The 26,992-nt window shown below is 56.2% G+C and carries 18 protein-coding genes; 9 read left to right on the top strand and 9 right to left on the bottom strand.

Going from position 1 to position 26,992, the window contains the following annotated elements:
* Window positions 1-106: 106 nt before the first annotated feature.
* The 5 genes from ACHZBS_RS15435 to ACHZBS_RS15415 form a co-directional block, all read right to left on the bottom strand.
* Window positions 107-1,279, bottom strand: coding sequence for an ABC transporter substrate-binding protein (locus tag ACHZBS_RS15435; protein WP_319407414.1), 1,173 nt, complete (start codon window positions 1,277-1,279; stop codon window positions 107-109).
* A 219-nt stretch (window positions 1,280-1,498) separates the two neighbouring features.
* The gene (locus tag ACHZBS_RS15430) at window positions 1,499-3,604 is read right to left on the bottom strand and encodes an ATP-binding cassette domain-containing protein (RefSeq protein WP_319407413.1); all 2,106 of its coding nucleotides are present in this window, start codon (window positions 3,602-3,604) and stop codon (window positions 1,499-1,501) included.
* A gap of 1 nt (window position 3,605) precedes the next feature.
* A complete protein-coding gene (locus tag ACHZBS_RS15425) occupies window positions 3,606-4,370 on the bottom strand; it encodes an ABC transporter ATP-binding protein (RefSeq protein WP_319407412.1) in 765 nt (254 codons plus the stop codon).
* Window positions 4,363-5,355: a branched-chain amino acid ABC transporter permease gene (locus tag ACHZBS_RS15420; protein ID WP_319407411.1), complete on the bottom strand. Its 993-nt coding sequence runs from the start codon at window positions 5,353-5,355 to the stop codon at window positions 4,363-4,365. The genes ACHZBS_RS15425 and ACHZBS_RS15420 overlap by 8 nt, the downstream gene beginning before the upstream one ends.
* A gap of 180 nt (window positions 5,356-5,535) precedes the next feature.
* Complete coding sequence (locus ACHZBS_RS15415) at window positions 5,536-6,402, bottom strand: branched-chain amino acid ABC transporter permease (protein ID WP_319407410.1); 867 nt, start codon at window positions 6,400-6,402, stop codon at window positions 5,536-5,538.
* Window positions 6,403-6,675: 273 nt separating this feature from the next.
* On the opposite strand from ACHZBS_RS15415, the gene ACHZBS_RS15410 reads away from it, so the two are divergent.
* Window positions 6,676-10,614: a PAS domain S-box protein gene (locus ACHZBS_RS15410; RefSeq protein ID WP_319407409.1), complete on the top strand. Its 3,939-nt coding sequence runs from the start codon at window positions 6,676-6,678 to the stop codon at window positions 10,612-10,614.
* A 64-nt stretch (window positions 10,615-10,678) separates the two neighbouring features.
* Window positions 10,679-11,497, top strand: a complete 819-nt coding sequence (locus tag ACHZBS_RS15405) for a transporter substrate-binding domain-containing protein (RefSeq protein WP_319407408.1) — start codon at window positions 10,679-10,681, stop codon at window positions 11,495-11,497.
* Window positions 11,498-11,529: 32 nt separating this feature from the next.
* Here the strand turns inward: ACHZBS_RS15405 and ACHZBS_RS15400 are convergent, their stop codons facing one another.
* Window positions 11,530-12,780 (bottom strand): IS256 family transposase, encoded by a 1,251-nt coding sequence (locus ACHZBS_RS15400; protein ID WP_319407407.1) that lies wholly within the window; start codon window positions 12,778-12,780, stop codon window positions 11,530-11,532.
* A 187-nt stretch (window positions 12,781-12,967) separates the two neighbouring features.
* On the opposite strand from ACHZBS_RS15400, the gene ACHZBS_RS15395 reads away from it, so the two are divergent.
* From ACHZBS_RS15395 to ACHZBS_RS15370, 6 genes are all read left to right on the top strand, one after another.
* Complete coding sequence (locus ACHZBS_RS15395) at window positions 12,968-13,621, top strand: PAS domain S-box protein (protein WP_319407406.1); 654 nt, start codon at window positions 12,968-12,970, stop codon at window positions 13,619-13,621.
* A 229-nt stretch (window positions 13,622-13,850) separates the two neighbouring features.
* Window positions 13,851-15,671, top strand: coding sequence for an indolepyruvate ferredoxin oxidoreductase subunit alpha (gene iorA, locus ACHZBS_RS15390; protein WP_319407405.1), 1,821 nt, complete (start codon window positions 13,851-13,853; stop codon window positions 15,669-15,671).
* A gap of 97 nt (window positions 15,672-15,768) precedes the next feature.
* The gene (locus ACHZBS_RS15385) at window positions 15,769-16,341 is read left to right on the top strand and encodes a 2-oxoacid:acceptor oxidoreductase family protein (protein ID WP_319407404.1); all 573 of its coding nucleotides are present in this window, start codon (window positions 15,769-15,771) and stop codon (window positions 16,339-16,341) included.
* 197 nt (window positions 16,342-16,538) lie between these two features.
* Complete coding sequence (locus ACHZBS_RS15380; protein ID WP_319407403.1) at window positions 16,539-17,747, top strand: histidine kinase dimerization/phospho-acceptor domain-containing protein; 1,209 nt, start codon at window positions 16,539-16,541, stop codon at window positions 17,745-17,747.
* Between the two features lie 148 nt (window positions 17,748-17,895).
* Window positions 17,896-18,372 carry a ferritin family protein gene (locus ACHZBS_RS15375; RefSeq protein ID WP_319407402.1) on the top strand — a complete coding sequence of 159 codons (477 nt, stop codon included), beginning with the start codon at window positions 17,896-17,898 and terminating at the stop codon, window positions 18,370-18,372.
* Window positions 18,373-18,817: 445 nt separating this feature from the next.
* On the top strand, window positions 18,818-22,819 hold the full coding sequence (locus tag ACHZBS_RS15370) for a choice-of-anchor D domain-containing protein (RefSeq protein ID WP_319407401.1): 4,002 nt from the start codon (window positions 18,818-18,820) through the stop codon (window positions 22,817-22,819).
* Window positions 22,820-22,891: 72 nt separating this feature from the next.
* On the opposite strand, the gene ACHZBS_RS15365 is transcribed toward ACHZBS_RS15370, so the two are convergent.
* From ACHZBS_RS15365 to ACHZBS_RS15355, 3 genes are all read right to left on the bottom strand, one after another.
* Window positions 22,892-23,866 carry a sugar phosphate isomerase/epimerase family protein gene (locus tag ACHZBS_RS15365; protein ID WP_319407400.1) on the bottom strand — a complete coding sequence of 325 codons (975 nt, stop codon included), beginning with the start codon at window positions 23,864-23,866 and terminating at the stop codon, window positions 22,892-22,894.
* Window positions 23,867-23,900: 34 nt separating this feature from the next.
* Window positions 23,901-25,064 (bottom strand): hypothetical protein, encoded by a 1,164-nt coding sequence (locus tag ACHZBS_RS15360; protein WP_319407399.1) that lies wholly within the window; start codon window positions 25,062-25,064, stop codon window positions 23,901-23,903.
* A 365-nt stretch (window positions 25,065-25,429) separates the two neighbouring features.
* Window positions 25,430-26,122: a sulfite exporter TauE/SafE family protein gene (locus ACHZBS_RS15355; protein ID WP_319407398.1), complete on the bottom strand. Its 693-nt coding sequence runs from the start codon at window positions 26,120-26,122 to the stop codon at window positions 25,430-25,432.
* 293 nt (window positions 26,123-26,415) lie between these two features.
* Here ACHZBS_RS15355 and ACHZBS_RS15350 point away from each other — a divergent pair, with 293 nt between their 5' ends.
* Entirely contained in the window at window positions 26,416-26,979 is a 564-nt protein-coding gene (locus ACHZBS_RS15350; protein WP_319407397.1) for a nitrous oxide reductase accessory protein NosL, read from the top strand.
* Window positions 26,980-26,992 lie beyond the last annotated feature (13 nt).

Here is a 26,992-nt window from a genome sequence, read left to right as displayed (position 1 = left end):
CGAAAAGGCAAGAATGGTGCGGATCGCCATCATCCGGTTGGTCTCAAGTAGAACCGGACGTCCACGTAGGGTCGCCCGGTTTGAATTACACGCCTAATGGCGACGACTACTCCGCCATCACGAATTTTCCGTCCTGGACCTGGACGATTACCATGGAATCCACATCCAGGCCATTGTGGTCTTCCGGAGTGAGATTATATACGCCGGAGACACCCACATAACCTTTGGTCTGCTCAATGGCCGCCCGCAGATCGTTAGCCTTGATACCGGCCTTTTTCATGGCGTTGGCCACGATCATGATGGCGTCCCAGGCATATCCGGAGTGGGTATTGATGGGAAACTGCTTGTCGTAGCCGTAGACATCCGTGTAGAGCCGGACGAACTCCTTGATGACCGGCTTCTGGGGATCGCTGTCGGGCAGAGCATCCGCGACCATCAACTTGGTGGCCGGCATACGGTCGCCTTCGGAGGCCTTGCCGGCCAGTTCGATATATTTGGGATCGGGCAGGCCGTGGCATTGGAACAGGGGCAAGTCGATGCCCAGCTGGGCCTTGTTTTTAGAGACGATGGATCCGGCCGGGCCGATCGTCCAGACCACGATAGCCTGGGGCCCGGCGTTTTTGACGTTGGTCAACTGGGCGGTCATGTCGGTGTCTTTGGGGCCGAAAGCTTCCTGGGCCACCACCTCGATGCCGAAGTCGGGGGCCAGCGTGGTCAGCCAGCGCACACCGTCCTTGCCGAAGCCGTCCGATGCGGTGAGCAGAGCGATTTTGGTGAGAGCCTTGTATTTCAGGTACATGTAGAGGCGCTTCACGGCCACCGATGATCGCTGAGGTGATTTGAACACCCAATCGAAGGGGCCCAGTTTCTCTCCCCCCATGATCACCGGGTCGCCGCCCACAGTCATGAAGGTCGGAATCTTGCCCTCATGAATGATCTTCTTGACCGCCATGCCGGTGCCGGTGCGAGTGGGACCTATGATAGCGGCCACCTTGTCCTTGTAGATAAACTTTTTGGCGATGTTGACGGCCTTGGCCGGGTCGCCCTCGGTGTCGCCGACGATCAGCTCGATGGGTGTGCCGTTGACACCGCCCTCCTTGTTGATCTTATCCACCACCATATCGGCCACCAGCTTGGTGGGCGTGCCGATGAAGGCCGCCGGACCGGACAGGTCGAAAAAGGCACCGATCTTGATCGTATCCTTGGCAGCAGCGCTACCCCCGAAAAAAAACATCATCAAAGCAACAACTATAGCCGCCAGTCGAGTCATCCGTTTCATCTTCTCCTCCTTTTCCATTGTGATTCAGTTTAAGAAGGCCTTGCGCCTCCGATAAAATCCAAAATCAGTATAAACTGATGTTTGTTCAGAATTGGTGGATTACGGTTCAGATCAAGGCCGCAGCATGTTTCAGACCGGAGGCGTAGCAGCGCTACGGCGAAGATCTGAAACATGGGAGGACGCCGATATGGACCGTAAGACACCGGTTATGAATAAACATCAAACGATTTCGTCCGTGATTCGGCTGTCAAACACCCGCTGGCTCTTACGCTCCGTGCGAGGCAGCTCGCCATAATCCACCAGTTCGACATCGATGGATACCAGCAACTGCCTTTTTACCTGGTAGATGGTTTCATGAACCAGCTCCGCCGTCCGGCCGGCATCCACGGCCTGCCCCCTTTCGATGACCAGTTTCATGGAATCCTTCCCGGATGAGCTGTCGCGGGTCAGGACAATCTGGTATTCGGAGCCCAGTCCCGGAATCGCCGAGAGAATGGTATCGATGGTGGAGGGGTAGATGTTGACGCCCCGGAATTTAATGGTGTCGTCGCTGCGGCCCTTGATGCGGGAGTGGCGGGGCATGACCGAGCCGCAGGTACATTTGCCGGGGATGATGCGGGTGATGTCCCGGGTCCGGTAGCGGATCAACGGCGCCGCTTCCTTACACAAGGAGGTGACCACCATTTCCCCCCACTCGCCGTCCGGCATGGGCTGAAGCGTTTCCGGGTCGATGATTTCCATAATGTAGTAATCTCCCCAGTAATGGATGCAGTCATGATCGGCACACTCGATGCCGGTGCCGGGGCCGTATAGTTCGGTGAGGCCGGTGATGTCGAAGAGCTCGGCGCCGCCGAAGAGTTCGGATATCTTGCGACGCATGGATCGTGAGCTGCGCTCGGAACCGTAAATGATTTTGCGGATGTTGATTTTATCGGCGATGCCGCGACGATGAATCTCCTCGGCCATGAGCAGGGCCATGGAGGCCGTGCTGCAAAAAACCGTCGAGCGGACATCCTGCATGAACTGGAGGTGCATATCGATATTGCCCGGCCCTACCGGAACAGCCATGGCACCGACCTTCTCGCATCCCAGCTGAAAGCCCATGCCGGCCGTCCAGATGCCGTAGCCCACGGCAATCTGCACCCGGTCCAGGGGGGTAACGCCGGCCATTTCATAGCAGCGCGCAAAAAAATGAATCCAGTCGTCCAGGTCTTTCTGGGTGTAGCCGATGATCTTGCGCTTACCGGTGGTGCCCGAACTGGCGTGTATACGCACGATCTGCTCAAAGGGAACCGCTCGCAGGGGAAACGGATAAAACTCGCGCAGATCGTCGGCGGTGGTAAACGGCATCCGCCTGAGATCGTCAAGGCTCCGGATGGACGCGGGGGTGACCCCTGCCGCTTCCAGGCGCTGGCGGTAGAAACTGGAGCCTTCAAAGGCGTGGCGGACGGTCCACCGCAGCCCGTTGAGCTGGTGGGCGGCCAATGCCTGGTCATCGGGGAAATCGGGCATAAAAGTGTGTCGATGCATGTCGGGTTTCTCCAAACGGATGTTGGTCAGACCGGCTGCCCCCAGCCGGCTGGCCGCTGGTTTCTCTTCGCTGGCGGCGCCCAGGAAGGCGGCGCGCAGCCTTGGGTCGACGAGCAGATCCTGGCTGCTTCCTTGCTGAACGATGCGTCCGCCGGCCATCAGAAAAGCCTTATGGGAGGCCGACAGCGCTCGGGCGGCATTCTGCTCCACCAGCAGGATGGTCACGCCGGAACGCGACAGCTGGTGGATGATCGCAAAGATCTCATCGGTGATCAAAGGGGCAAGGCCCAGGCTGGGTTCATCCAGCAGCAGCAGTCGCGGCCGGGCCATCAGTGCTCGCCCCATGGCCAGCATCTGCTGCTCGCCGCCGGACAGGGTCCCTGCCGCCTGGTCCCGGCGCTCGGCCAGACGACCGAAACGGTCGTACACGGCCTGCATGCGCAGGGTGACTTCTTTTCGTCCGGTTTTCAATGCAGCCGCGCCCATCTGCAGATTTTCCGCTACGGTCAGGTGCGGAAAGACTTCCCTTCCCTCCGGGGTCAGGGCCAAGCCTTGGCGAACCATCTGGACCGGTGAGTTCCCGGTGACGTCACGACCCTCCAGTAACACTTCTCCTGCCGAGGGTTTCATGAGACCCATGATGCATTTCAACAGGGTGGTTTTCCCGGCGCCGTTGGCGCCCACCAGGGCGACCGTCTCTCCCGGATCAATGGTCAGATCCACCCCAAACAGGGCCTGTGCAGCCCCGTAATGGGCAGTCAGTTGGTCAATGGAGAGCAAATGGGGTTGGGTCATGTCAGGCAGTCGCCTCCATGCGGCCCAGGTAGGCCTCCAGAACCAGGGGGTTGCTGCGGACCGCCTCCGGCTTTCCGCAGGCAATGCAGCGGCCGCTGTCCAGGACCACCACCTGGTCCGCCACGCCCATCACCAGTTCCATGTCGTGCTCCACCAGCAGCATGGTGTGGCCGGCGCTGCGCTGTCGGCGGATGTGGCGCGCAATCTGCGCCGTTTCTTCCGTGTTCAGTCCCGCCACCGGCTCGTCCAACAGCACCAGACGGGGATCGCTCACGAAGGCGCGGGCCATCTCCACCCGTTTTTTTTCGCCGTAGGAAAGTGACGATGCCGGCCAGTGCGCTTTTTTTGCCAGCCCGAAATCATCCAGGGCATTCAGGGCGCGCAGGCGAAGCTGCCGCTCCTGGTGGCGCAGGGCCGGCAGACGCAGCATGGAAACGGCAAATGAACGCTCGGCCGCAACCGTCAGGCCGGTCAATACGTTGTCCAACACGGACAGCCTGGCAAACAGTTTCAGATTCTGAAACGTACGGGCAACACCCAGGGCGGCAATTTCATGGGCCGGCAATTCGTCAATCGGGCGTTGCGCCAACAGGATGCTTCCGGTCTGGGCCCGGTCCGCGCCGCTGATGCAATTGATCAGGGTGGATTTTCCGGCGCCGTTGGGTCCGATGAGCGCCGTCACCTGCCCCGGGGTAATGCGAAACGAGACATCCTGCAGGGCCGGCAGGCCGCCGAACCATTTACTCACCTTTTGCAGTTCAAGCATGATGGCGACTCAGGGCAATCCTGGTGCGCACCGCATCTACAATGCCCGTAACCAGTCCCTGGGGCAGAAAGAGCAGAATAAGCACCAGAATCAGGCCATGGATGATGTCTTTGAACGATTCCAGGGCCTCGATCCATTCGGGCAGCAGGGTAATCAGGGCCGTACCGAACAGGGTTCCCCAGATGGAACCCACGCCGCCCACCACCACCATGATGACAAAATCCACGGAAACGAAAATATTGAAAGAATCCGGGCTCACAAAAGCATAACAATGGGCGAACAGACTGCCGGCCACCGAAGCCAGCACGGCAGAAAGGATAAACACTTTCACCTTGGCACGGCGGGTATCCACCCCCAAGGCCGCCGCCGCGGTTTCATCTTCCGCCAGGGCGGCCAGGCCCCGTCCCACACCGCTACGCACCAGATTAAGGCACAGCAGAAGCGCAACCATGGCAAAGGTCCACACCAGGTAGTGAAAATAGATTTCGTTGTCGAACACCACGGAACCGATGGTGAGGTAGGGGATGCCGGCGAAACCGCTGGGGCCGCCGGTGACCGCATCCCATTGCACCAGGAGGGTATACACCACGATGTTGAACCCCAGGGTCGCCATGGCCAGGTAGTGTCCGCTCAGCTTGAGGGCGGGGAGTCCCACAGCCAGGGCGACCAGGGCGGCCGCCAGGGCGACCGCCATCATTACGGGCCAGGCCGGTACGCCCAGTGTGGCAGTGCCGATGGCCGATCCGTAGGCGCCGATGGCAAAAAAAGCGGCGTGCCCCAGACTGATCTGGCCGGCATAGCCGATAAACAGGTTCAGCCCCAGCACCACGATTGCATAGATGGCGATCAGGTTGGACAGGCCAAGGTTGTAAGGGTTGCTCTCCATCATCGGCCAGACCAGCAGCAGGGCGGACAAGGCCAGAACGGTCAGACCGGTGCGGTGCAGGTAGATAAAATAGAAGATGTTGTCTCTGGTCGTTAGCATGGCGTTTCAACGGAGCGCCGATCAATATCAGCATATCAACAATTTGAGAATGCAGAAGCCAGGAGTCAGAAGTCAGAAGAGTGGATTCGCCTTCGGCTCAATCTTTGATTAAAACGGCGGAGCGAAGCGACATCCCCTTTCTTCTGGCTTCTGACTCCTGAATTCTGACTTCTATTTTTTTCACTTTCCCAGCAACCCCTTGGGTCTTACAAAAAGCACCAGCAGCAAAACCACGAATGCCGATACATCCTTGTACGCACTGCTCCAATATCCGGCCGACAGGGATTCCAGCAGCCCCAGCATCACGCCTCCCAATACGGCGCCGGGGAAAGAGCCGAACCCGCCCAGAATGGCGGCGGCAAATCCCTTTAACCCCAGCAAGACCCCCACGTCATAGCTCAAGGTGGTGATGGGGGTCACCAGCACGCCGGCCAGTCCACCCAATCCGCCGGCCAGGGCAAAACTAGCCGCCTTGACGCGCCCCACGGGAATGCCCACCACCGCGGCTGCCGTTTGGTTGGAGGCCACGGCACGCATGCACAGGCCCAGCCGGGTGCCGCGGAAAAAAAAGACCAGCAGGCCGATGGCAATGGCGGTAATGATCAGGATGGCCACGGCCTGCGGCAAAATGGCGGCGCCGGCGATGCGCAGAGGTTCCTCGCCGGCCAGCGGCGGCACAGCCATTCGGTTTTTACCCCAGACCAGCTTCATGCCGCCGCGCAGAATAATGGAGATGCCGATAGTCAGAAAGATCAGCACCAGGTGATTCTGGGAACGCGATGGCCTAACGCCCAGCCGTTCCACAACGATGCCCACCACGGTAACGGCGGCCACGGCACACGGCAGGGCAACCACCATGGGCAGACCGCTCCAGAACAGGCCGCTGAACAGGAACATGCCTCCCAGAGAGACAAAATCCACCTGAGCAAAGTTGACGATGCCGATGGTGTTGTGCACCACGCAGAATCCCAAGGCGATCAGGGCATAGATGGCACCGCTGGTAACGCCGGCAAATAGGAATTGCAGCAGGTCCTGAAAACCGGTCACTGTTCCTCCGCGTAGAAACATTTTCGAAATTAAAGAGGCCCAGACTATGCCAGCCGCCGGCTCAGGTCAAGTCCATAAATGTGAAGTTTTTTTCGTAAGCCATTATACAGCCGGGAGACCAGCAAGGGCAGCAGATGTCTCGCATGAAATCTATGGTCGAAACAATACCGCTGTGATATAAAATTTAGATTACACCATGGATTGAATCGGCAGCCACGATAAAGGAATCATGCACCTATGACTGAATCGAAGCCGACCGCCAGGAATTCATGGATGAGCCGGACCATAATCAGCGTCCTTGTCGGTATTCTTTTGGGGGGTGCCTTTTTCATCTGGTGGACGGTCAGGCAATCGGACCGCTGTATGCGCGAAGACCTGCTTTACCAGGCCCGTCTCGTGGCTCAGACAGTGGACATCAAGCGGATCCTGTTGCTTTCGGGTTCCGATGCCGACCTGACTGCCGCTGACTATCTCCGCCTCAAGGAGCAGTTGGCCTGTACCAGAAAAGCCAGCCCAGGATGTAAATTCATTTACCTCCTGGGCCGCCGGGCAAATGGCTCTGTTTTCTTCTTTGTGGATAGCGAACCGCCTGGCTCCGAAGACGAATCCCCGGCCGGCCAGATTTACGGAGAGGTTTCCAACGAGGACCTGAGGGCTTTTGAAGAGAAGACGGCCCTGACCTCGGGGCCTGCCAGCGACCGCTGGGGGACATGGGTCAGTGCCCTGGTACCCCTGACCGATCCTGATTCGGATGCCCTGGTCGCGGTCCTGGGAATAGATTTCGATGCCCGCGACTGGCAACGGGAACTGAAGCAAACTGCATTACCACCGATCCGGCTTACCCTGGTCACGATGGCGCTATTAACCGTCGGGGCATACCTTATCCACCGACGCTCCAATGGTAACGATCAGTCACCCCACCGGAGCCGATACCGGCAGATAATTCTTGCAATCGTCGTCACTGGATCGTTCCTGAGTTTGTCGACGGCCTGGATAACCAATGAACAAAGCATCCATTCACGCCGCCATGCCTTCCGGCAACTGGCACAGGACAAGGCCAACGCCATCGCCAAGAGCCTCCAGACGTTGCATCATACCGAACTGGAAGCATTGGCGCGTCTTTTTGAAGTCAGCGAGTACGTAAGCCCAAAAGAGTTCAACGATTACACCGATTATCTGCTAAAGAATCCTGTGATCCGGACCTGGGCCTGGGCCCAATGGATGCCGACTTCGGACCGGGAGCGCATGGAGGAGCAAATCCATGCCGAGGGTCTCTCTGAATTTACGATTTGGCAGCGGGATGTAAACGGCAACCGCCTTCCCGTCCCAAAGCGCGACGACGGCTACTGCCCAATCATCCATGCAGCCCCTTTAGAAAGAAAGCGGGATGCTCTGGGATTCGATCTCGGTTCCGATCCGTTGAGACGAAAGGCGTTGGAAACGGCCGCACACGCCGGTCTGACCACCTGCAGCGCCCCCATCGGCAATCCGGGTGAACCGAACCGCCCGGCAATCATTCAAGTGTTCCGACCCGTTTTTGCGCAGGACGATGCCTCCCGCCTGCGCGGGTTTGCACTGGCCGATCTCCAACCTGCCGCGCTTCTGAAAAGCGCACGCCCAACCGATGCGGTACTTCTGGAACTGGCGATTGGAATTTCCGGGACGACCATCGAAACCCTCGCCAAGTCCCGGGAACAAGGCCGCTTCCTATACACCCGGTTATCCGTGGTATGCCCAATCTTCGAATTCGGCCAGGTATTCCTGGTAACTGCTCATGCGGGGTCGGCCTTCCTGAGGCTCTACCCCGTGCAGGTGGCGTGGCTGGTCCTGATCGCCGGGTTGACACTCACGATCCTGCTGGCGGGATGGTTCGGATCCGTCCATCGTAAACGGGACCAACTGGAAAGGCTGGTCGGAGAGCGCACCCGCAGTCTTATCGAAGCCCAAAATCAGATGGAACTGGCACTGCACGGCGCCGATCTGGGTGCCTGGGAATGGTGCATACCCTTCGACACAATGACGGTCAACGATAATTGGGCGAAGATAATCGGGTACCGGTTCGACGAAATCGGGCCGCTTCTCGAAAACTGGAGAGGGTTGATCGCGCCTGAAGACATAACTGCCGCGAACGAGGCCATGCAGTTGCACCTGGAGGGTCAATCGGATTTTTACGAGATCGAACATCGCCTGCGGCACAAGGCGGGGCATTATATCTGGGTGCTCGCCAAAGGCCGCGTGATCGAAAAGGATGCGGACGGCTGCCCGCTAAGGGTCTGCGGAACATGCCTCGACACCACCAAACACAGACAGGTCGAGGCGGCATTGAAAACCAGTGAAACACGCCTGCGAACACTGATTGACACGCTGCCTGATCTGGTCTGGCTCAAGGATCCGCAGGGGGTTTACCTGGCCTGCAACAAACGTTTTGAACGTTTGTATGGGACGAAAGAATCCGATATCATTGGTAAGACCGATTATGATTTTGTAGACCCGGCGTTGGCTGATTTCTTCCGGGAAAAAGATCAGGCCGCCATGGCGGCAGGCAGCGCCTGCCTGAATGAGGAAGAGATTACCTTTGCCGACGATGGCCATCGCGAACTCGTGGAAACCGTTAAGACGCCGATGGTTGACGCGCAAGGCAGGCAGATTGGCGTGCTGGGCATTGCGCGGAACATCACCGACCGCAAGCGTGCCGTGGAGATGCTGCGCCTGTCCGAAGAGAAATTTTCCAAAATTTTTGCCATGTCACCGGATATCATCGCCATCACCCGCTTGCAGGACGGAAAGATCATCGATGTCAATATCGGCTTCGAGGAGACCACCGGCTGGAAAAGAAGCGAAGTCGTGGGACGGACATCGGCCGACATTCATTTCTGGGCCGATCCGTCGGCTCGAGAGGATATGGTAACCGAATTGATGGCCGGCCGTGATGTCCTGCATCGCGAAATAGAATTCCGGCGCAAAGACGGTAACAGGAGGATCGGTGTTTATTCAGCCCGAATGATCCGTATTTCGGACGAAGTGACGTTGATTTTCATCCTGCAGGATATCACCAAAAGCAGAAGTCTGGAAGCTCAGCTGCAACAATCCCAGAAGCTGGAAGCCGTGGGCGTCCTGGCCGGAGGGGTGGCCCACGACTTCAATAACATGCTGGGAGCCATCATGGGGTATGCCGAACTGTCCATGAGCACACTGGATTCGTCCGACCCCATGCGCAGAAATTTCAACAAGATCCTCGACGCCGCCCAGCGTTCGACCAACCTTACCCGGCAGCTCCTGGCCTTCGCCCGGAAACAGACAATCGAACCGGTGGTGTTCGACCTCAACGCCTCGATCGAAGGCACCCTGAAAATGCTGCGCCGGCTCATCGGTGAAAACATCGAATTGGTCTGGCAGCCAGCGACCGTAAAATGCTCCGTATGTATGGACCCCGGCCAGCTGGACCAGATCCTGGCCAACCTGTGCGTCAACGCCCGGGATGCCATCGCGGAGGTCGGCAAAATAACCATAAAGACCTGCACGATATTGTTCGACGAAATCTCTTGCAGCGCCTATGCCGACTGTGTCCCCGGGGAGTACGTACGGATCACTGTCGGCGACGACGGTTGTGGCATGGACCGGGAGACCCAGGACCATATCTTTGAACCCTTTTTTACCACCAAGGGACTCGGCCAGGGCACGGGATTGGGGCTGGCCACCGTATACGGTATTGTCAAGCAGAACCAGGGATTTATCCAACTTTACAGTGAGTCCGGCATCGGCACGACCTTCGATATTTACCTGCCCCGGCATGCCGGTGGCGCCGGGACCACAATCGAAGACAGGGACAATGCGATCCCGTACAGCCAGGGCGAGACCATCCTGATGGTGGAAGACGATCCCACCATGCGGGAAATGGGTCTGCTGATGCTTCAACGTCTGGGGTACACCGTTCTCCCGGCGGCAACCCCCGGCGAGGCCATCCGAATGGCCGAGGACGAACACACGGACATCCAGCTGTTCATCACCGACGTGGTCATGCCCGAAATGAACGGCCGTGAACTGGCCGACCGACTGCTGGCAATCCGGCCGGGCATGCGGCATCTGTTCATGTCCGGATATACCGCCGACATCATCGCTCACCAGGGCATTCTTGACGAAGGAGTCAACTTTATTCAAAAACCATTTTCATTGAAAGACCTGGCGGTAAAGATCCGTGCGGTACTGGCATAACCCGGTCCCGATTAAAAATTCGATGGGTCAGAGGCGCCCCGTTGAACCACAAGCGACCGATGTCATGAAGACCAACCGTTACCGGAAAGGATTCATCATGCTGCCCCCTCTGAATCCCAAGAGAACCGATCGTTACAAGGTATGCATCGCCTGGTGCCTCCTGTTTGCAGGGGGCGTCTTTGCTCCCATGCATTCTTCAGCCGCGGAGACCATCACCATGGCATTTATCGATAACCAGCAGCAGGATGTGCTGTTCAAAACGGCCGAACTGGTCTACAGGGAAGCGTTTCGGCGGTTGGGACTGGGATTTGCCCATCGTCAATATCCCACCTTGCGGTGTGGCGTGATGGCCAACAATGGCGAGGTCGACGGGGAACCCGCGCGCGTCGGGAACTACGCAAACGCCTATCCCAATCTGATCCGGGTGGAAGAACCGGTGCTCACGCTGAAAACCGCTGCCTTTGCCGGCAACCCGTCATTGTCCCTCAACGGATGGGACAGTTTGAAAAATACCCCCTATCGTGTCGAATATCTCAAAAATTCAGTGAACACGGAACGTGAATTGTCTCAACGGGTTCCTGCGGAGCGGCTATCCGACGTCGGGACAATTTCGCAAGGGCTTAAAAAACTTCAGGCAGGTCATACGGACATATTTGTCGGCACCGAAGCTATCGTGATGCGCATTCTCGCCCGGGAGTCCTTCAAAGATAAGGGGATTCATCAAGTCGGCGTCATGCAAGAGATCACGTTATATCCATTCTTACATAAAAAGCATAGCCCCTTGGCGCCGAAACTGGCCGAAGTCCTTAGACAAATGAAAGCCGAAGGGGTATTTGAACAGTATCAAACCGCAGCAGTCAAAGCCAGCAATGTGACCCGATAAGGAGTTATGGTCAATAGTTGTGTATGGAAAAATTAGGCGGCGATCCGATTCTCTTCTATTCCATTCACAAATCTGACTCCTTTTATTACTTCTGCCAAACGTTCAGGATGGTGCAGCTTTATCCATCTTCCCTCTGCACATTGACAAAGCTTAAACGCCATCGTGGTGACAGTGGTGGCAGAAAAACATCCCCTGACCTTTGCCGTTCTTAATCGGACAGTTGCGAACGTCGATTCGATGGGGTTGGTCGTTCGAATGTGCCGCCAATGCTCGGCAGGAAATTCATAAAAGGTTAACAGGGCCTCCCGGTCCTTTCTTAAACACTGTACGGCTTTCGGATACTTCGCCTCGTATACCTGAACAAAGTTGTCAAAGTGACGTTCGGCGTCATCTTTGGTGTCAGCATGCCAGATCTCATGAAGTTTCTCTTTGGCCTTGGGCTGGATGCTCTTTGGTATTTTGTTGAGAACATTGGCCGTCTTGTGAACCCAGCATCGCTGCCAGCGGCTGTCAGGATATACTTGGGAAATGGCTTTCCAGAAGCCAAGGGCACCATCGCCTACACATAGCTTAGGGCCGATCTCAAGCCCTCTGGATTTGATATCCATTAATAGCTGTGTCCACGACAGTTCACTTTCCCGGAAACCTCCATCGATGGCCACCAGTTCTTTTTTGCCGTCACGGGTGGCACCGATAATAACCAGTAGGCACTGTTTGTCATCCATGCGTACGTTGCAGTGGATACCATCGACCCAAAAGTAAACGTAATCCTTGCCTGACAAGTTGCGCTTTTGCCAATCCTGGAAATCCTTCTCCCAGCCCGTTTTCAAACGGCTGATGGTCGGCGCGGACAACCCTGGGGCACCTTTTCCAACCAAAGCTGCCAGTGCTTCGGTAAAATCACCCGTGGAAATCCCTTTCAGGTAAAGCCAGGGAATCAGTTGCTCAAGGCTTTTCGTTTTACGAAGATAGGGCGGCAAGATGGACGAGTTGAAATAAACCCTGTCTGAGGACTGACCCGATCGATCCCGAACCCGTGGGGCTTTAACCGGAACCGGGCCGATCCCGGTTTGAATCTCCCGTTTTGGCAAATAGCCGTTTCGAACAACCCGTTGCCTGCCCAGTTCGTCAACCAGGTCTTTGTATTGATGAACAAAAATTTCGATCTCGGCCTCCAGCGCCTGGGTTAACAACTTTCTGGCTCCCTGACGCAAAATATCGGTGATCGGGTCATCCACAAAGACATCTGGTTTTTTCAGCTTGATTAAGTTATCTTTACTCATGGTGTGTGTATCCTTTCCAATTGTTGGCCGGTTGAATGCCTCGTAAACAGTCAACCGGGGGATACACCACCTACTTTCCTAAACACAACTTTTGATTATAGCTCCCCGATAAGCCTCGTATTCCTAATTGAACCTCACCGTCCTAAAATAAAGATTAGGATGAAATTGAAAAGAAAGGATTTTCACGGTGCCCCAATCAATCAAGGACAAGGTCAAGGCATTGGAAAAAACGAATCGCCTGATCACCGACAGCCTGGTCGACGCTGTCTGGGTAGTCGATGCCGATACACTGAAATACGAATATATCACCTCCTCCATCCAAAAAATCAGCGGTTATGCCCCTGAAGCACTCATCGGCACGGTTGTTTTCGATCGACTGACCCCGGAATCTTCGGAAAAGGCAAAAACGGCGTTATTCGAAGGATTGAAAGATCATGAAAGCGGCGAACCAGAGTCACGGTCGATAGAACTGGAACTCGTGCGTAGAAGCGGCGACACCTATTGGGTCGAGGTCAGGGCAAAACTGGCTAAAGAATATGGTGGCCGGCCTAAAATCATCGGCATTACACGGGATATCACAACCCGTAAAAGAGCCGAACTGCAATTGGAAAAGCTGAATCAGGAACTGTTCGCCGCCCTGGCGGACAAAGAACGGTTATTGAAAGAGATAAAGGTACTGCGCAAATTGCTGCCGATCTGCAGCGGCTGCAGAAGGATCCGGGATGACGACGGTAAATGGTGGCCCCTGGATGAATATGTCCGGGTCCATACGGATTCGGATTTCACCCACACCATCTGCCCGGATTGTAAAGACATCTACTATCCTGACATCAAAAAATAATCCTGACCTGCCCGCACCGCTGTTTCCAGCCGGGGGGACAGCAGGTAGACGGCGTTCGGTTGCCCCATATTGCCATCCACCTGTTCATTTCACGTGCATTCACCTTCCGCATCGCCACTCTCGACATTTCATCCATTACCGTGTAAAAGCAACCGGGAGTTTGGCGGCCAGGAGCAGTTTCCAGCCCCTGCCTGACCGACTTCTGACTTCTTCTACCGATGAGGCGCACATGAACCAGGCAGTAAAAAAAGAACTCATGATGGGCAATGAAGCCATTGCCCGCGGATTGATTGAAAACGGCTGCCGCATCGCGACGGCCTATCCGGGAACGCCGGCCTCGGAAATTCTGGCCGCGGTGGCCGCCTATCAGAAGAAGCAAGGCATCGACATGCACACGCAGTGGGCGGTCAACGAAAAGGTGGCCCTGGAGATCGCCTACGCCGGCTGCCAGACCGGCCTGCGAACGGCCGTGGCCATGAAGCAGGTGGGGCTCAACGTGGCCTCGGATCCCTTGATGAGCGCGGCGTATATGGGCACGGCCGGCGGGTTCGTGGTCATCAGCGCCGACGACCCCGGCCCGCACTCCTCCCAGACCGAGCAGGACAGCCGCATGATGGCCATGATGGCCAAGATCCCCGTATTGGATCCCGACTCGCCGCATCAGGCCAGGGAGATGGTCGGTATGGCCTACACGCTTTCCGAAACCTTCAAAACGCCGGTGATGCTGCGTCCCACCACCCGGGTATGCCACTCCCGCCAGGACGTGCGGCCCGGTGAGATCTCTCCGATGACCGGGAAACCGGACTTCAAGAAAGATCCCTCACGTTGGGCGGCAACGCCCAAATTCCGCTACCAGCTGCATCTCGAACTGGAGGAAAAACTATCCCGCATTGCGGAACATCCGGCCACCGCACCGGTGCTGCGCAACCCGAAAGCGACAGGCAGATGCGCCGTGGTTGCCAGCGGCGTAGCCGCGGCCTATACGGCCGAAGGGCTGAACGACCTTGGATTGTGGGGCCGCCTGCCTTTTTTTCAGGTGCTGCAGCCTTTCCCCCTGCACACCGCATTCATCCACCGGCTGCTGACGGACTTTGACGATGTACTGATCGTGGAAGAAACCACCGGTGTCATCGAGATGCAGTTGGCCGACCGCTCCCGCATCCAAGGCAAGCTGAATGGCATGGTCCCGCGAGTAGGCGAGTTGCTGCCCGAGAAAATCATATCCCTGCTGGCCGATTTTACCGGCCTTGAGATCGACCTGCCGACGCTGACCCAGGCCCCGGGACGCCGGCCGACCCTGTGCGCGGGCTGCCCGCACCGCGCCAGTTTTTTTGCCATCAAGAAAGCGGCGCCGCGGGCCATCTACACCAGCGACATCGGCTGCTACACCCTGGGGCTCAATCTAAAAGCGGTGGACACCGTCCTGTGCATGGGCGCGGCTATCAGCCAGGCCGCCGGGTTTTATCATGCCTACAAGCACGAGAAAAAGCGGCCCGATATCGTGGCCACAATCGGCGATTCCACTTTCTTTCATGCCGGTGTGCCCGCCCTCGTCGATGCGGTGAACCAGAACGTGCGCATCGTCCTGGTGATCCTGGACAACCGCACCACGGCCATGACCGGCAGCCAGCCTACGCCGGCCACTGGCAAAAGCGCCACCGGAGAAACCCTGGTCGAAGTGGATATGGAGACCTTGGTCAAGGGCTGCGGCGTGAATTTTCTTGAGGTCGGCGATCCCTATGATACCAACGGGTTCATTGCAACAGTCAAGGCCGCGGTGGCTTACAGCCGCATCCAAGGGCCCGCCGTGGTCATCGCCCGGCACCCCTGCATCATCGACCTGGCGCGACAGGGAAAGGCCGCCGACCCGATCGAGGTCATGGTCACCGAAGCGTGCGATGGATGCGGTTTCTGCCTTCAGCATTTCGAGTGCCCGGCACTGGTGGCTGTTGACGATGGCCAGCGCACCGCCGTCGACCCCCTGGTCTGCAACGGATGCGGTGTGTGTCTGGACATCTGCCCCAAGGGGGCGATCATTGAAAAAACATAGCTCCATGGTTTCCGTTCACCGTTCACGGATCACGGTTGACCCTTCACGGCCCTTAAGCAGCCGAACCCACAATTGAGACGGTAGGTTGAAAAAGACAATGCAAAGCAAATCCCATTATCAGATTGTGATCAGCGGCGTAGGCGGACAAGGCGTATTGTTCATTACCCGGCTGCTGGCAGAAGCGGCTATCGAAAAAGGCTTGCCCGTTTTTACTTCGGAAACCCACGGCATGGCCCAGCGGGGCGGCACGGTGATCTCGCATCTCAAGATCGGTGAATTTGCCAGCCCGCTGATCAGCCCGGGAAGAGCCGACGGCATGATTGCCCTCAAGGCTGAAAGCCTGGACCAGCACGGCGGTTTTCTCAAGCCGGGGGGATGGGCTGCGGTAAACGGCCCTGCGCCATTGAAGATGCAGGCATCGTCAACACCGTTCTACCTCGATGCAGACCGGCTGGCCCGAGAAATGGACGACCCCCGATCCGTGAATCTCATCATGCTTGGATTTACCCTTTCCAGCGCCCAACGGGAAGGTTTTGGCCATGGGTCGCTCCATTGTTCCCTCAATGATATCGCAACCGTTCTGGAAAACCGCCTGAAGGGCAAAACAAATCGGCTGCAGTCGTCCCTCCGGGCGCTCAGGGCCGGCGCCGAGAGCACCACGGCGACCTGAACACCCGCTTCGGCAAACCGGTGCGAACCGAGGAAAGTGGTCGTACTTCCCCCCGCCGTCACGGCCGAAAGGTTCCTGCAGCGCAGGGGGTTGCCGCCTTTACACCAAGCCGGATTTAATTTAATCTGAGATACAGCACCCCGATTCCGGGCATCCATTCCGCGTTGACATTTCAGGGTTTGCAGGAGAATGAGCACATGGAGAATAAAAGAGAGAAGGAGATGAGCCCGACGGAACTGGCCGATCAATCCGAAACCGATGCTGCATCGCTTCACGCCATCATTGCCGGCAATGAAGCCTGGTTGATTGACCGGATCCTTTTTTATGCCAAACGCCAAGGGTACGCCCGATATACATCCACCCTGCGGGAAGCCTGGCGGCAATCCATCGCCGGGCTCTCAGCCCCCCTGCTTGCCGTCCTGGAAAAGGGCCTGCCCGATGTGGAACTGAATCCCGATGAAGACTTCACCGGCGACCCGTTAGCCTGCTTCGGCATCACCGAGGCCCATCGCCACCTTAAACGGGGGGTCAACCAGGCCATGTTTCTAGGCCTGATGAAATACTACCGCCAGAGCTACCTGGACCTGATCGATCGACGTTCGCCGGACCCAGCAAGCGGGCGCCGCTTTTCCCTCACCCTGAATCGGTTTTTCGACCGCATCGAAATGGGTTTGATGACCGCCTGGATCGCACCGGATAAAAATGATCCGATAGCTGAACTCCAGCGGGCAAACCGAAGGATCACCAACGAAAAAAACAAATATCTGACCATCTTCGAAAGCTTTCAATCACCGGTGGCGGTGTTTGATCGAAACCGTCGCATCGACACCATGAACCACGCCTGGGCAACCCTTTTCGATGGTAGGACGGTGCCGGGCGCCGACTATTACGATGATACGCGAATCAACCCACCGGCAGCATGGCTTTCCTCAGAAATCGACCGGTTCGTCGCCAGTGGAAAAGGCGAAAAAAACATAGAAAAATGGGTGCAGACGGCCTTGGGCAGTCGACATCTCTCCATCAAGATTAAACGAATGCTCGATGTCAGTGAAAAATTCAGCGGTTGTGTGGTCATTCTCGATGATGTAACCGAACAGAAACAGGCCGAATCGGCCCTTCAGGAAACGACCCGAAACAGCGAACGCCTCCAGGGGGCGCTGGAACTGGCCGGTGCCGTCTGCCATGATTTGAATCAGCCGCTCATGGCCATCACCGGTTATGCGGAACTGATCCTGATGGACTATCCCGAAGACGGCCCCCATGTTCAAAAGCTTAAAAAAATTGTCGAACAGGTCGCCAAAGTGGGGCAGATCACGAAAAAGCTGATGCATGTCACCCGCTATGAGACCAAACCCTATCTGGACCAGCAGATCATCGACATCGAAAAAGCCTCCGGCGTTTCATGAGCGTTCAACCCGGCGGAAGTTGCGCGGCGACAACGCCCCCTCCGTCCTGTTGCCTTGCCCGCTGCTGCCGACGGTCCATCTTGATACTTTCCGAAGAATCCATTACATCTGCCTTGATGCGAACCTTTGCTAACGATAAGGAATTGCCATGTTCACCGCCCACGATATTCTGGACATTGCCATACGGCTGGAAAATAATGGTGAGAAAACGTACCGGAAAGCCCGGCAGCACATCACGGATGAAGAATTAAAGACGCTTCTGACCTGGATCGCCCAGGAAGAGCACAACCACGCCCGCTGGTTTACCGAGTTAAAAAACCGATTGACCCAGGGCGAGGATCACCATCTGATGGCGGATCTGAGCCGGGCGCTGGTGGAGGATGTAGTCCAGGGGCAGGTATTTTCCCTCCAGGAAGTCGATTTTGAAACCATCGACACCCCGGATAAAATGATCCGCACCTTTATCGGTTTCGAAGACGACACCGTTGCGTTCTATGAGATCCTGAAGGCCTTCATCGACGACCCGGAAGCGGTGGGCCAGCTGGAGCAGATCATTACGGAGGAAAAAAAGCATATCGCTACTTTCAGAAAAATGTTGTCTGCAAACCATATGGCCACAACGTGAACATCGTATGGAACTTCCGATGCCTCGCCAATTGGTTCTTTTTCCAAAACCCTGGTGCTCCCCACAGCCTTCAGCATGGCTTTTCCTGCCGAACCGAATTCTCTGGAACTGAAAAACTGCTCGAATCTTCTCCCAATATCTCCCGCCATTGGCATCCTCCCCGGGCAACGCAATGGTTCCGGGAAAATCGGCATCGTCATTGACAGCAGTCTGATCGCCTCATTGGTGAGCCGGCTTGTCAAAACAGGCATGTTGGTATAAAGACGTTCTCTGTTGGCGACAAGGCAGATTTTTTCCTCCGACCCTGAAAAATGATGAGGAGTATCCTCTTCTGGAAATAGAATGAAGACTCCGCGGTATAAAACATGAGGCTGGCAAGACGGGCTTCGTAACACACTCTGGCAACTGCTGATTCAAAAAGCTGATCTGAACGCTGGGAGGAGAAATGCAGAAGCGAACTATTCTGAAAACCTTGAAATACGCAGTTGCTCTTTGTTTGCTGTCACTTTCAATCACCGGAAGCCTTTTTGCCGAAACACCGCAATCTGTCCAGGTCACGGGAAACAACCTTGTTCCCGATGTTACCGGCACCTATGAAAAACAGGGAACGCACGGATCTTTCGGGCATGAATACTGGGTCCGTGACGACGGAGCCTATTATATCTATTCTGATGAATACTCCGGCAAGGGATACTGGAATATCGATGTCGATCTGAACGATGATGATGAAGTTTATTTCTACAGCGATGAGGATTTGTCCGACCCGGTTCCATTCGCCGATCTGGTTTCCCCCGACATGGTGGGTTCCGACTGGACGCCTTTGGATGGGACCGGGTCTCCGACCGTGTCGATTGGCGGAGTCGATTTCCCCGAAATCAATGTGACCGGCAACGCCACCAATATCGATAGCGGAGATGACACACCGACATTTGCCGACCATACCCAGTTCGGTTCCGCCAATATTTCATCAGGAACAACAGCGCGAACATTTACCATACAAAACAACGGATCTTCAGCTCTAACCGTCAGCGGTGTATCCATCAGCGGAGAAAACAGCTCCGATTTCTCAATATCCGCATCACCGGCGGCGTCGGTTGCGTCTTCCAGTTCCACGTCTTTTGCCGTCACTTTCAATCCGTCCGCTGTCGGCAACCGGAATGCAACCATTACCATTGCCAATGACGATGCCGATGAAGGCAGTTATTCCTTCGATATCCGGGGGTACGGATTCACGCCCGCGGACGTGACGGTGTCAAACATCGACAATCCGGCGGCCGCCAACGGAACCTATCTCCATCAGGGCGTCATCTATGAATGCCAGTATTGGAAACACACAACTGAGGACTATTGGATATTCAACGACGACTTCAGCGGGACACGCTATTGGAATTTGGATGCGGATACCGACGATACGGATGAAGACTGGTTTTTTTATATCGCTTCCGAAGGCGGGACACCCACCGGGCTCACCGGATGGACAGCCAATGCAACTACGAGTGCCGATGGTGATCCGTTTATCTCCGTGGGAGCACCGATCCCCGAAATCAATGTTCAGGGCAACAGTGCAGATATTGCCGACGACGATACCACTCCTTCCTTTAGCGATCACACCCATTTCGGTTCGGTGGATATCGCGTCCGGTTCACGGGAAAGGACATATACCGTTCACAACCAGGGAAACACGACACTGAATATATCAGGTGTGACCCTCGGCGGGACAGACGCTTCCGACTTCAGTTTGACCGCGACACCGGCCGCAGCTGTTGCCGCTGCGGATTCCACGACCTTCGTCGTTGCCTTCGCGCCGGCCGCAACCGGCACAAAATCGGCAACGGTTTCCATCGCCAGCGACGACAGCGACGAAGGCACATACACGTTCTCCATTCAAGGCGACGGCTTCTCCCCCCGGGATCTGGTAATTTCAACCATCACCGAGCCGGTGGCGGCGAACGGCACCTATGTTCATCAGGGAATCGTTAATGAGTTCCAGTATTGGAAACATGAATCGCTATCCTTCTATCTGTTCAATGATGACTTCAGCGGTACACGCTACTGGAATATAGATGTGGATACCGACGATACGGATGAGGACTACCTGTATTACAAAGAATCCGTTGCCGCGACGCCGGCAGGCCTGACCGGCTGGACGGCGCATGCCGATGTATCGGGTTCGCCGACGATAGCCGGTGCCGGTCCGGAGATGAGCGTCGAGGGCAACGGCAGCACCATTGCAGATGGCGATACGGCACCATCCATCACGGACCATACGGATTTTGGAACGGTGGATGTTGCCTCAGTAACATTATCACGCACCTTCACCATCCTGAATACCGGTACTGACCCACTGACTCTCAGCGACACCCCCATTGTGGCCATATCGGGAAGCAACGCCGCGGATTTCACGATAAGCCTGCAACCGGCAGGCACCGTGGCGGCGGCTGGGACAACGACGTTTACCGTTCGGTTCGATCCATCGGCAACCGGGACCCGCATGGCTCAGGTCAGCATCGAGAATGACGATACTGACGAGAATCCCTATAATTTCAGCATTCAGGGAACCGGCGCCGCCGCCCCCGTGATCGACAACCTCTCCGGCGATACCCTGGCCTATGAGGAAGGCGACGGCGCCGTGGTGATTGACCAGGGAACGGCTGCGGGTGTAAGCGACGCGGACAGCGTCGACTTCGACGGCGGAACACTGACCGTGGCCATTGGCGCAGGTAAGGATGACGCCGAAGACACCTTGTCCCTGTATACCGGTGGGACAGTGTCCATGGCCGGCACCGCCATGGGATCGAACCTGTCGGTGGACGGGACATTGATCGGTACTCTGGGGAGCACCATTGCCGCCGGAGAGGATCTGGTCGTGAATTTGAACAGCAGCGCCACTGCCGCCAATACGGCGACCTTGATTGCGGCCGTGACCTATGAGAACACGGATACGGCCACCCCTACCACCGGTGGGCGAACCATCGATTTCACCTTGAGCGACGGAGACGGCACGACGTCGGCCACGTTCAGCGCCACGGTGACGGTAAGCGCCGTTAACGATGCGCCGCTAATCGTCAACCAAGTTGCACGCGGTCCCATTGAAACCTTTCCCCTGACCATCACCTTGAACGATCTGGTCGTCACCGACGTCGACAACACCTACCCCGACGATTTCACCCTCACGGTCCAGGACGGTGCCGACTACGATCGTTCCGGCCCGACAATCACGGTTGCCGAAGATTATACCGGCTTTCTCACAGTCCCCGTCATCGTCAATGACGGTACGGATAACAGCGCCGTTTTCAATCTATCCATCTATGCCGCCGAGGATCATGATAATGACGGCATGCCAACGGTCTGGGAACAACAGAACGGCCTCGATCCCCTGGCGGACGATGCGGCCCTCAACCCGGACAACGATGGATTGACCAACCTGCAGGAGTATCGGACCGGGACCGACCCCCAGGCGGAAACACCAGGTCCCGGCGTGGCGGTGCTCGTTTCACCGGATCACCTGGCGACCGGGCAAGCTCTCTCCCTGCCGCTGGAAACAGGCTACGCAGCCACGGGACTTGAATCGCTTCATGCCCGAACCCGTTGGCAGATCTCCCTAAACCCGGATTTTTCAGGAGCGGCCGCCATACTTGATAGTACCTCCGAAAACCACAAAACCGGGATAACAGTTCCATTCAGCGTTCTTGAACCCGGAACCCCTTACTATTGGCGGGTTGGCTATATCGATAGCGATGGGCTGCTGTGGCCCTGGTCGGATTCGAAAATGTTTACGACCACACCGGACAGTGGCGACGGGAACAGCAACGGGCTTCCCGACGACCAAGAGGTCGCCGCGGGGACGACATCGGATCTGGACGCCGATGGAAACGACGATCTCTCCCAGGCGGACATGCACTGTGTGGCGCTGGCCGACGGCTCCGGCTGGACCTGCCTCAAAGACACGGAAGCCAGTGCCGTCGAAGAATTTTACAGCATCGACAGCGATGAAATCACGGACACGGACGGCAGGCCGGACAACCTCCCCTTCGGCTTGTTCGGATTCAGGCTGGCGGTGGCCCCCGGAGACTCGGTGACGGTGAGCAAATACTATTCGACCGCCCTGCCCGAGAATGTCTCCTGGTACAAGCATGACAGCATCAGCGGCTGGTTCGATTATTCGGGCTATGTGACCATTAGTGTCGACCGCCGGTCCGTGGCAATCGAACTTACCGACGGCGGGTATGGAGACGCGGACAGCGTAGCTAACGGGGTGATCGTCGATCCGTCCGGACCGGCGGGTGGTGACGATTCGGGTGTAAACGGACCACAGAGCGGAAGTGGTGGGGGTGGCGGCGGCTGTTTTATCACCACAGTTTCGGGTGATCACCTTGGTATCGGCGGGAGGGCATGCCGTTGGCTCATCAGTGTTGCCGGTCTATCAGCGGGGTATGGATGTCAATGAAAAGTGTCTAACCGCTGATGCCTTAACAATTACGGTGTCGAATCCGTGGACACCGGTAATCGTCACATCCGCTCAAACGGGGAGGACGATATTGGCCTTTTCAAGACATCGGTCCAGCGCGATTTTGACTTTCTCTATGGCATCCGGAGGACTCATTTTACGAAGCGGTTCATTCCATGGTTCGACGACGATCGGACCATCGAATCCCAACGCATCAAGTGTTTTAAGCATGCCGGTTAAATCGATCATTCCGGTTGCTCCCGGCAGTTCCCTTTGAAATTCAGGTAGGGTGAACCGGTCGTAATCTCCATCCAGACCGTCATTGACCTCTACATAAACGACCTCTTCGGAAGACAGCCGTTCTAGATCCAGCAGTCCGGCGCCGCTCGTATACCAATGCAAGGCATCCAGCTTGATGCCCACGCAGTGTTGTGAATTTGCGGCCGCAATCAGCGCCCTGATGCCGTCAAGGGTGTGGATGAAGTCGAATCGTCGTTCCCGTCGCATGGTCGTCGGGCCGATGAATTCCAGCCCGAGGCGCACTGCATAGGCTTCCAATAGCGGTTTGATCCGTTTTAACCGCCTGCGCAGAAGGGCGAAGTGATCGTAATAGTCCAACGTATTGGAAGATGGCTGCACATACCCGACGCAGCATGTGAAACCCGCATCCCGGCATAAAGACAAGTCCTGCTCGAATAGGGCAAGGCTTTGCTCGAAATCGGAGTTGGAATAACACGCATTGAAAGCGGCCGAAAATGCGAATGCCCCCGGCTTCAAGTGGTGCTGCGTCATCAGTTTGATGGCCTGGCTGGGTCCATGTTCTCTCAAAAAGCGACGATCCGCGTTGATGGCGTCAAATCCGAATTTTTGGGCCAATCGGCAGCTCTCCTGAAATGGCAGAACATGGCCGATGGACCCGCAGTGGGGGCTGTCGGTGTGCGCCGGTGCATCCGTCACATTCAGCGTCCGGAGCCATCTGCTCCGGAAATTCGCGGGTAACTTTTTCAATGCCCGGTCAGACGCTTTTCCCAGATTAGGATTTTTCATTCCAGGTGCCTAATCATACGCTACCGAATTGGATTCAGTTGCAATAACCATTGAAGAAATCCTTGATCACCCGTTGAACGATTTTTTTATCCACGTGCACGAGATAGTCGCCATTTCCTTTTTTGCATTGTCCGATGCTTTGCAGAAGAACATACCGAACATCTCCGCCGATTTTTTTATTGTCGACATACATGGTATTGAAGATATTCGACGGGTTAAGATGCTCGGGAAGCGTTGGCCTCAGTGCCAGTATATCATCAATCAGCCGGTAATGCAGGCTTACCGCTTCACCATCGATATAACCCAGGTTCAAGGAAAGTTCGGCGGCGATTTTCATGCCGAAAGAAACGGCTTCGCCGTGTGTCAGGGCACCCTTTGAAAGCCACTCCATCGCATGGGCAAAGGTGTGTCCATATTCAAGAATGATCCCGTAATGTCTTTCAGTCGGATCCTTTTTGAGGATTTCAAGCTTTGAACGGATCAATTTAAAGCAGAGGTCGGTCAGTTGTCGTGAAGAATAATCGCCGTTCCGCCTGATGGCGCCCTCCAAAAAAGGGATAAATGCGTTCTGGTCGATCAACCCGTTTTTGATTCCCTCGATGATGCCGGATCGCTTGAACCGCAAGGGTTCCGTCTCGGTATATCGCGTGTCCGCCCACGCAAAAACCGGAGCATGGAAAAGTCCGAAATTATTTTTGCCGTATTTCCCATTTACGGCCTGCTTATTGCTCAGCATGCCGTCGGTCTGGTGGGTAATCGTGGTCGGGACTTCGACAAAACGAATTCCCCGGAATATCAACCCGGCGGCCAAGCCGGTGATGTTTCCAACCGAACCGCCTCCAAAAGCGATCAGAAGCGATCGTTTGCTGACCCCTTTTCCAACAAGTTCGTCACATAATTGTTGAAGGACGTCGAAGGTCTTGCACGTTTCCCCGCGGGGAAGAAAGTAGATATCCGTATCGGGAAACGTTCGTTTGATCTTGTTTAAAAAGGGATCACCAAAAAGGTCGAAAATAAAAGGATCGGTCAATAAAAAAACCCGGTCTACAGGATGGCGGCGTGTTGCACGGTCGAGGGTTTCGATGAAATGATCTTCGATATCGTAACCGAAGAAAAGAGGAAATGTCGGTTCCAGCCCAACGTCTATCTGGATGAATTTTCCACAATCGAAATCGATTATCTGGTTGTAGTCAAACATTCACGGTTGCTATAACGTTTCGATCGCACGGCCAGGTACCAGCCGGACCTTTGATTTGTCTCTTTTTAACACCTTCCTGCCGCAATATACAACTATATGCACGGTTCACATTTTTCAGAGATTGGGATAATAACTTAAATTCGCTTGATGTCAAGACCGACCCCAATTATAAGCCGCCGACGCGGTTGGTGGCCGCTGATTAACAATCGATTTTTTTGAGCCATCTGCGGCGAACGGTTCGATTTTCCCGGCCCCAACGGTGGCCTCAACAATCACGACCATCAATATGCTTACCGGCCTTGCGCGCCTGGATACGGGGACCATTTGCATCGGCGGAAAGGACTTCAAGGCAGTCCGGAAGGGGGTCATTTCCCCACCACCTCTATCGCCTTCACCAGCAGAATTGCCGCCATGCCGATCATGATCAACCCGGCCAGGATGTCCGCCTGCTGCCTGAAACGATTCAGAAAGACGGCCGCCCCAACCCCCACGGCCAGCATCCCCGGCAGGGTACCCAGACCGAAGATCAGGGCCGCTGCGGCACCGGAAACCACGCCAGCGCAGGACAGCGCCTTGGCAAAGGCGGCATAGGACAGCCCGCAGGGCAGGCCCCCCAGAATCAGTCCCAAAATAAAAAGATCCGCATCGCTTCGCCCGCCGGCAGACCGGGACATGAGGCGCCGCCAGCCGGGCATCCGGTTGGGCATGGCTATGGCCAGCCATCGCGGTTCGGCCACGAACCCCAGGCGGGACAGGCCGAAAAAGAGCAGAAACAGCCCGGCCAGAACGCTGATCACCACCTGAACCCGGGCGATCCACACCATCGGGTCGCCGCCGACGGCTGCGGCCAGGCGGATCAATCCGCTGCCGGCGGCACCCATGGCCGCGCCGATGATGCCGTAAGTGATCAGCCGTCCGGCATGGTAGGCAAGGTGGGCGGAAAACCGCCCGGTCTGTCCGGGCAGGGCAACCACTAAAGGGCCGCACATGCCGATACAGTGGCCGGTGCCGAGCAGGCCCAGCATGAAAAGGGAAATCGTATCGATCGGCGTTGTCATCTTCTCACCCGTTCCTCAATTCCCTGTTCCATATCTACGTGTTTTTCCAGAATGGGTGGGTTGAGGTCCGGATCAAGGCCGCAGGATTTTTGAAAACGCTGGTGTAGCAGCGCTACGTCGAGGATTTCAAAAACACGAGAACGCAGATATGGGCCTCAAGATGCCTATTCTGGATGACAGGATCTTGCAGTTTCGCACAAAAGCAGTTACATTAATACTCTCTTTTTTCGTTTCCTTTCGTTTTCAATAGTGGATCGTGCCTTTCACTTTCCTGAATAAAAGGAGGCCCCGGTTTGAAATTCTCATCACAACAACGGCAATGGATGTGGGTAACGGTCGTAACCGCCGCACTGTTCCTATCACCCGCCGCCACCCCGGCTGCCGACGGAGGGCCGGCACCGGCATTGAAATCACTTTCGGCCGACGGGCAGATGACCCTCAGCAAGTCCGACCGATGTCCGGTCTGCGCCATGTTTCCCGCACAACGCCCCCAGACGGCGGCTGCCATGACACTGAAAAGCGGCGAGACCTTTTATTTCTGCGGCAACGGCTGCCTGCTCAGGACCTGGCTGAGGTCCGCAGTCTACCTGGGAAGATCCCGGGCCGAAATCGATCGTCTGGTTGTCCGGGACTACTTTTCCGGCCAGCCCATTGACGGGCGAACGGCCACCTGGGTAGCCGGTTCCGATGTGGTGGGCCCCATGGGTCCGGCGATCATCGCCTTGGGCGACCCCGGGCAACTGGCCGTCTTCAAAGGCCGTCATGGCGGCAAAACCGTATTTACGCTCGATCAGGTCGATGACGATCTGTGGAAGCAAATCAGCCGGCGCGAATTGCCGGAAGCCAAAACGGATTGAACCGGCAGTCCCG

The sequence above is a fragment of the uncultured Desulfosarcina sp. genome (assembly GCF_963664155.2).
In the GTDB taxonomy this organism is placed as follows: domain Bacteria; phylum Desulfobacterota; class Desulfobacteria; order Desulfobacterales; family Desulfosarcinaceae; genus Desulfosarcina.
This window is presented reverse-complemented; position numbering and strand designations above follow the sequence as displayed.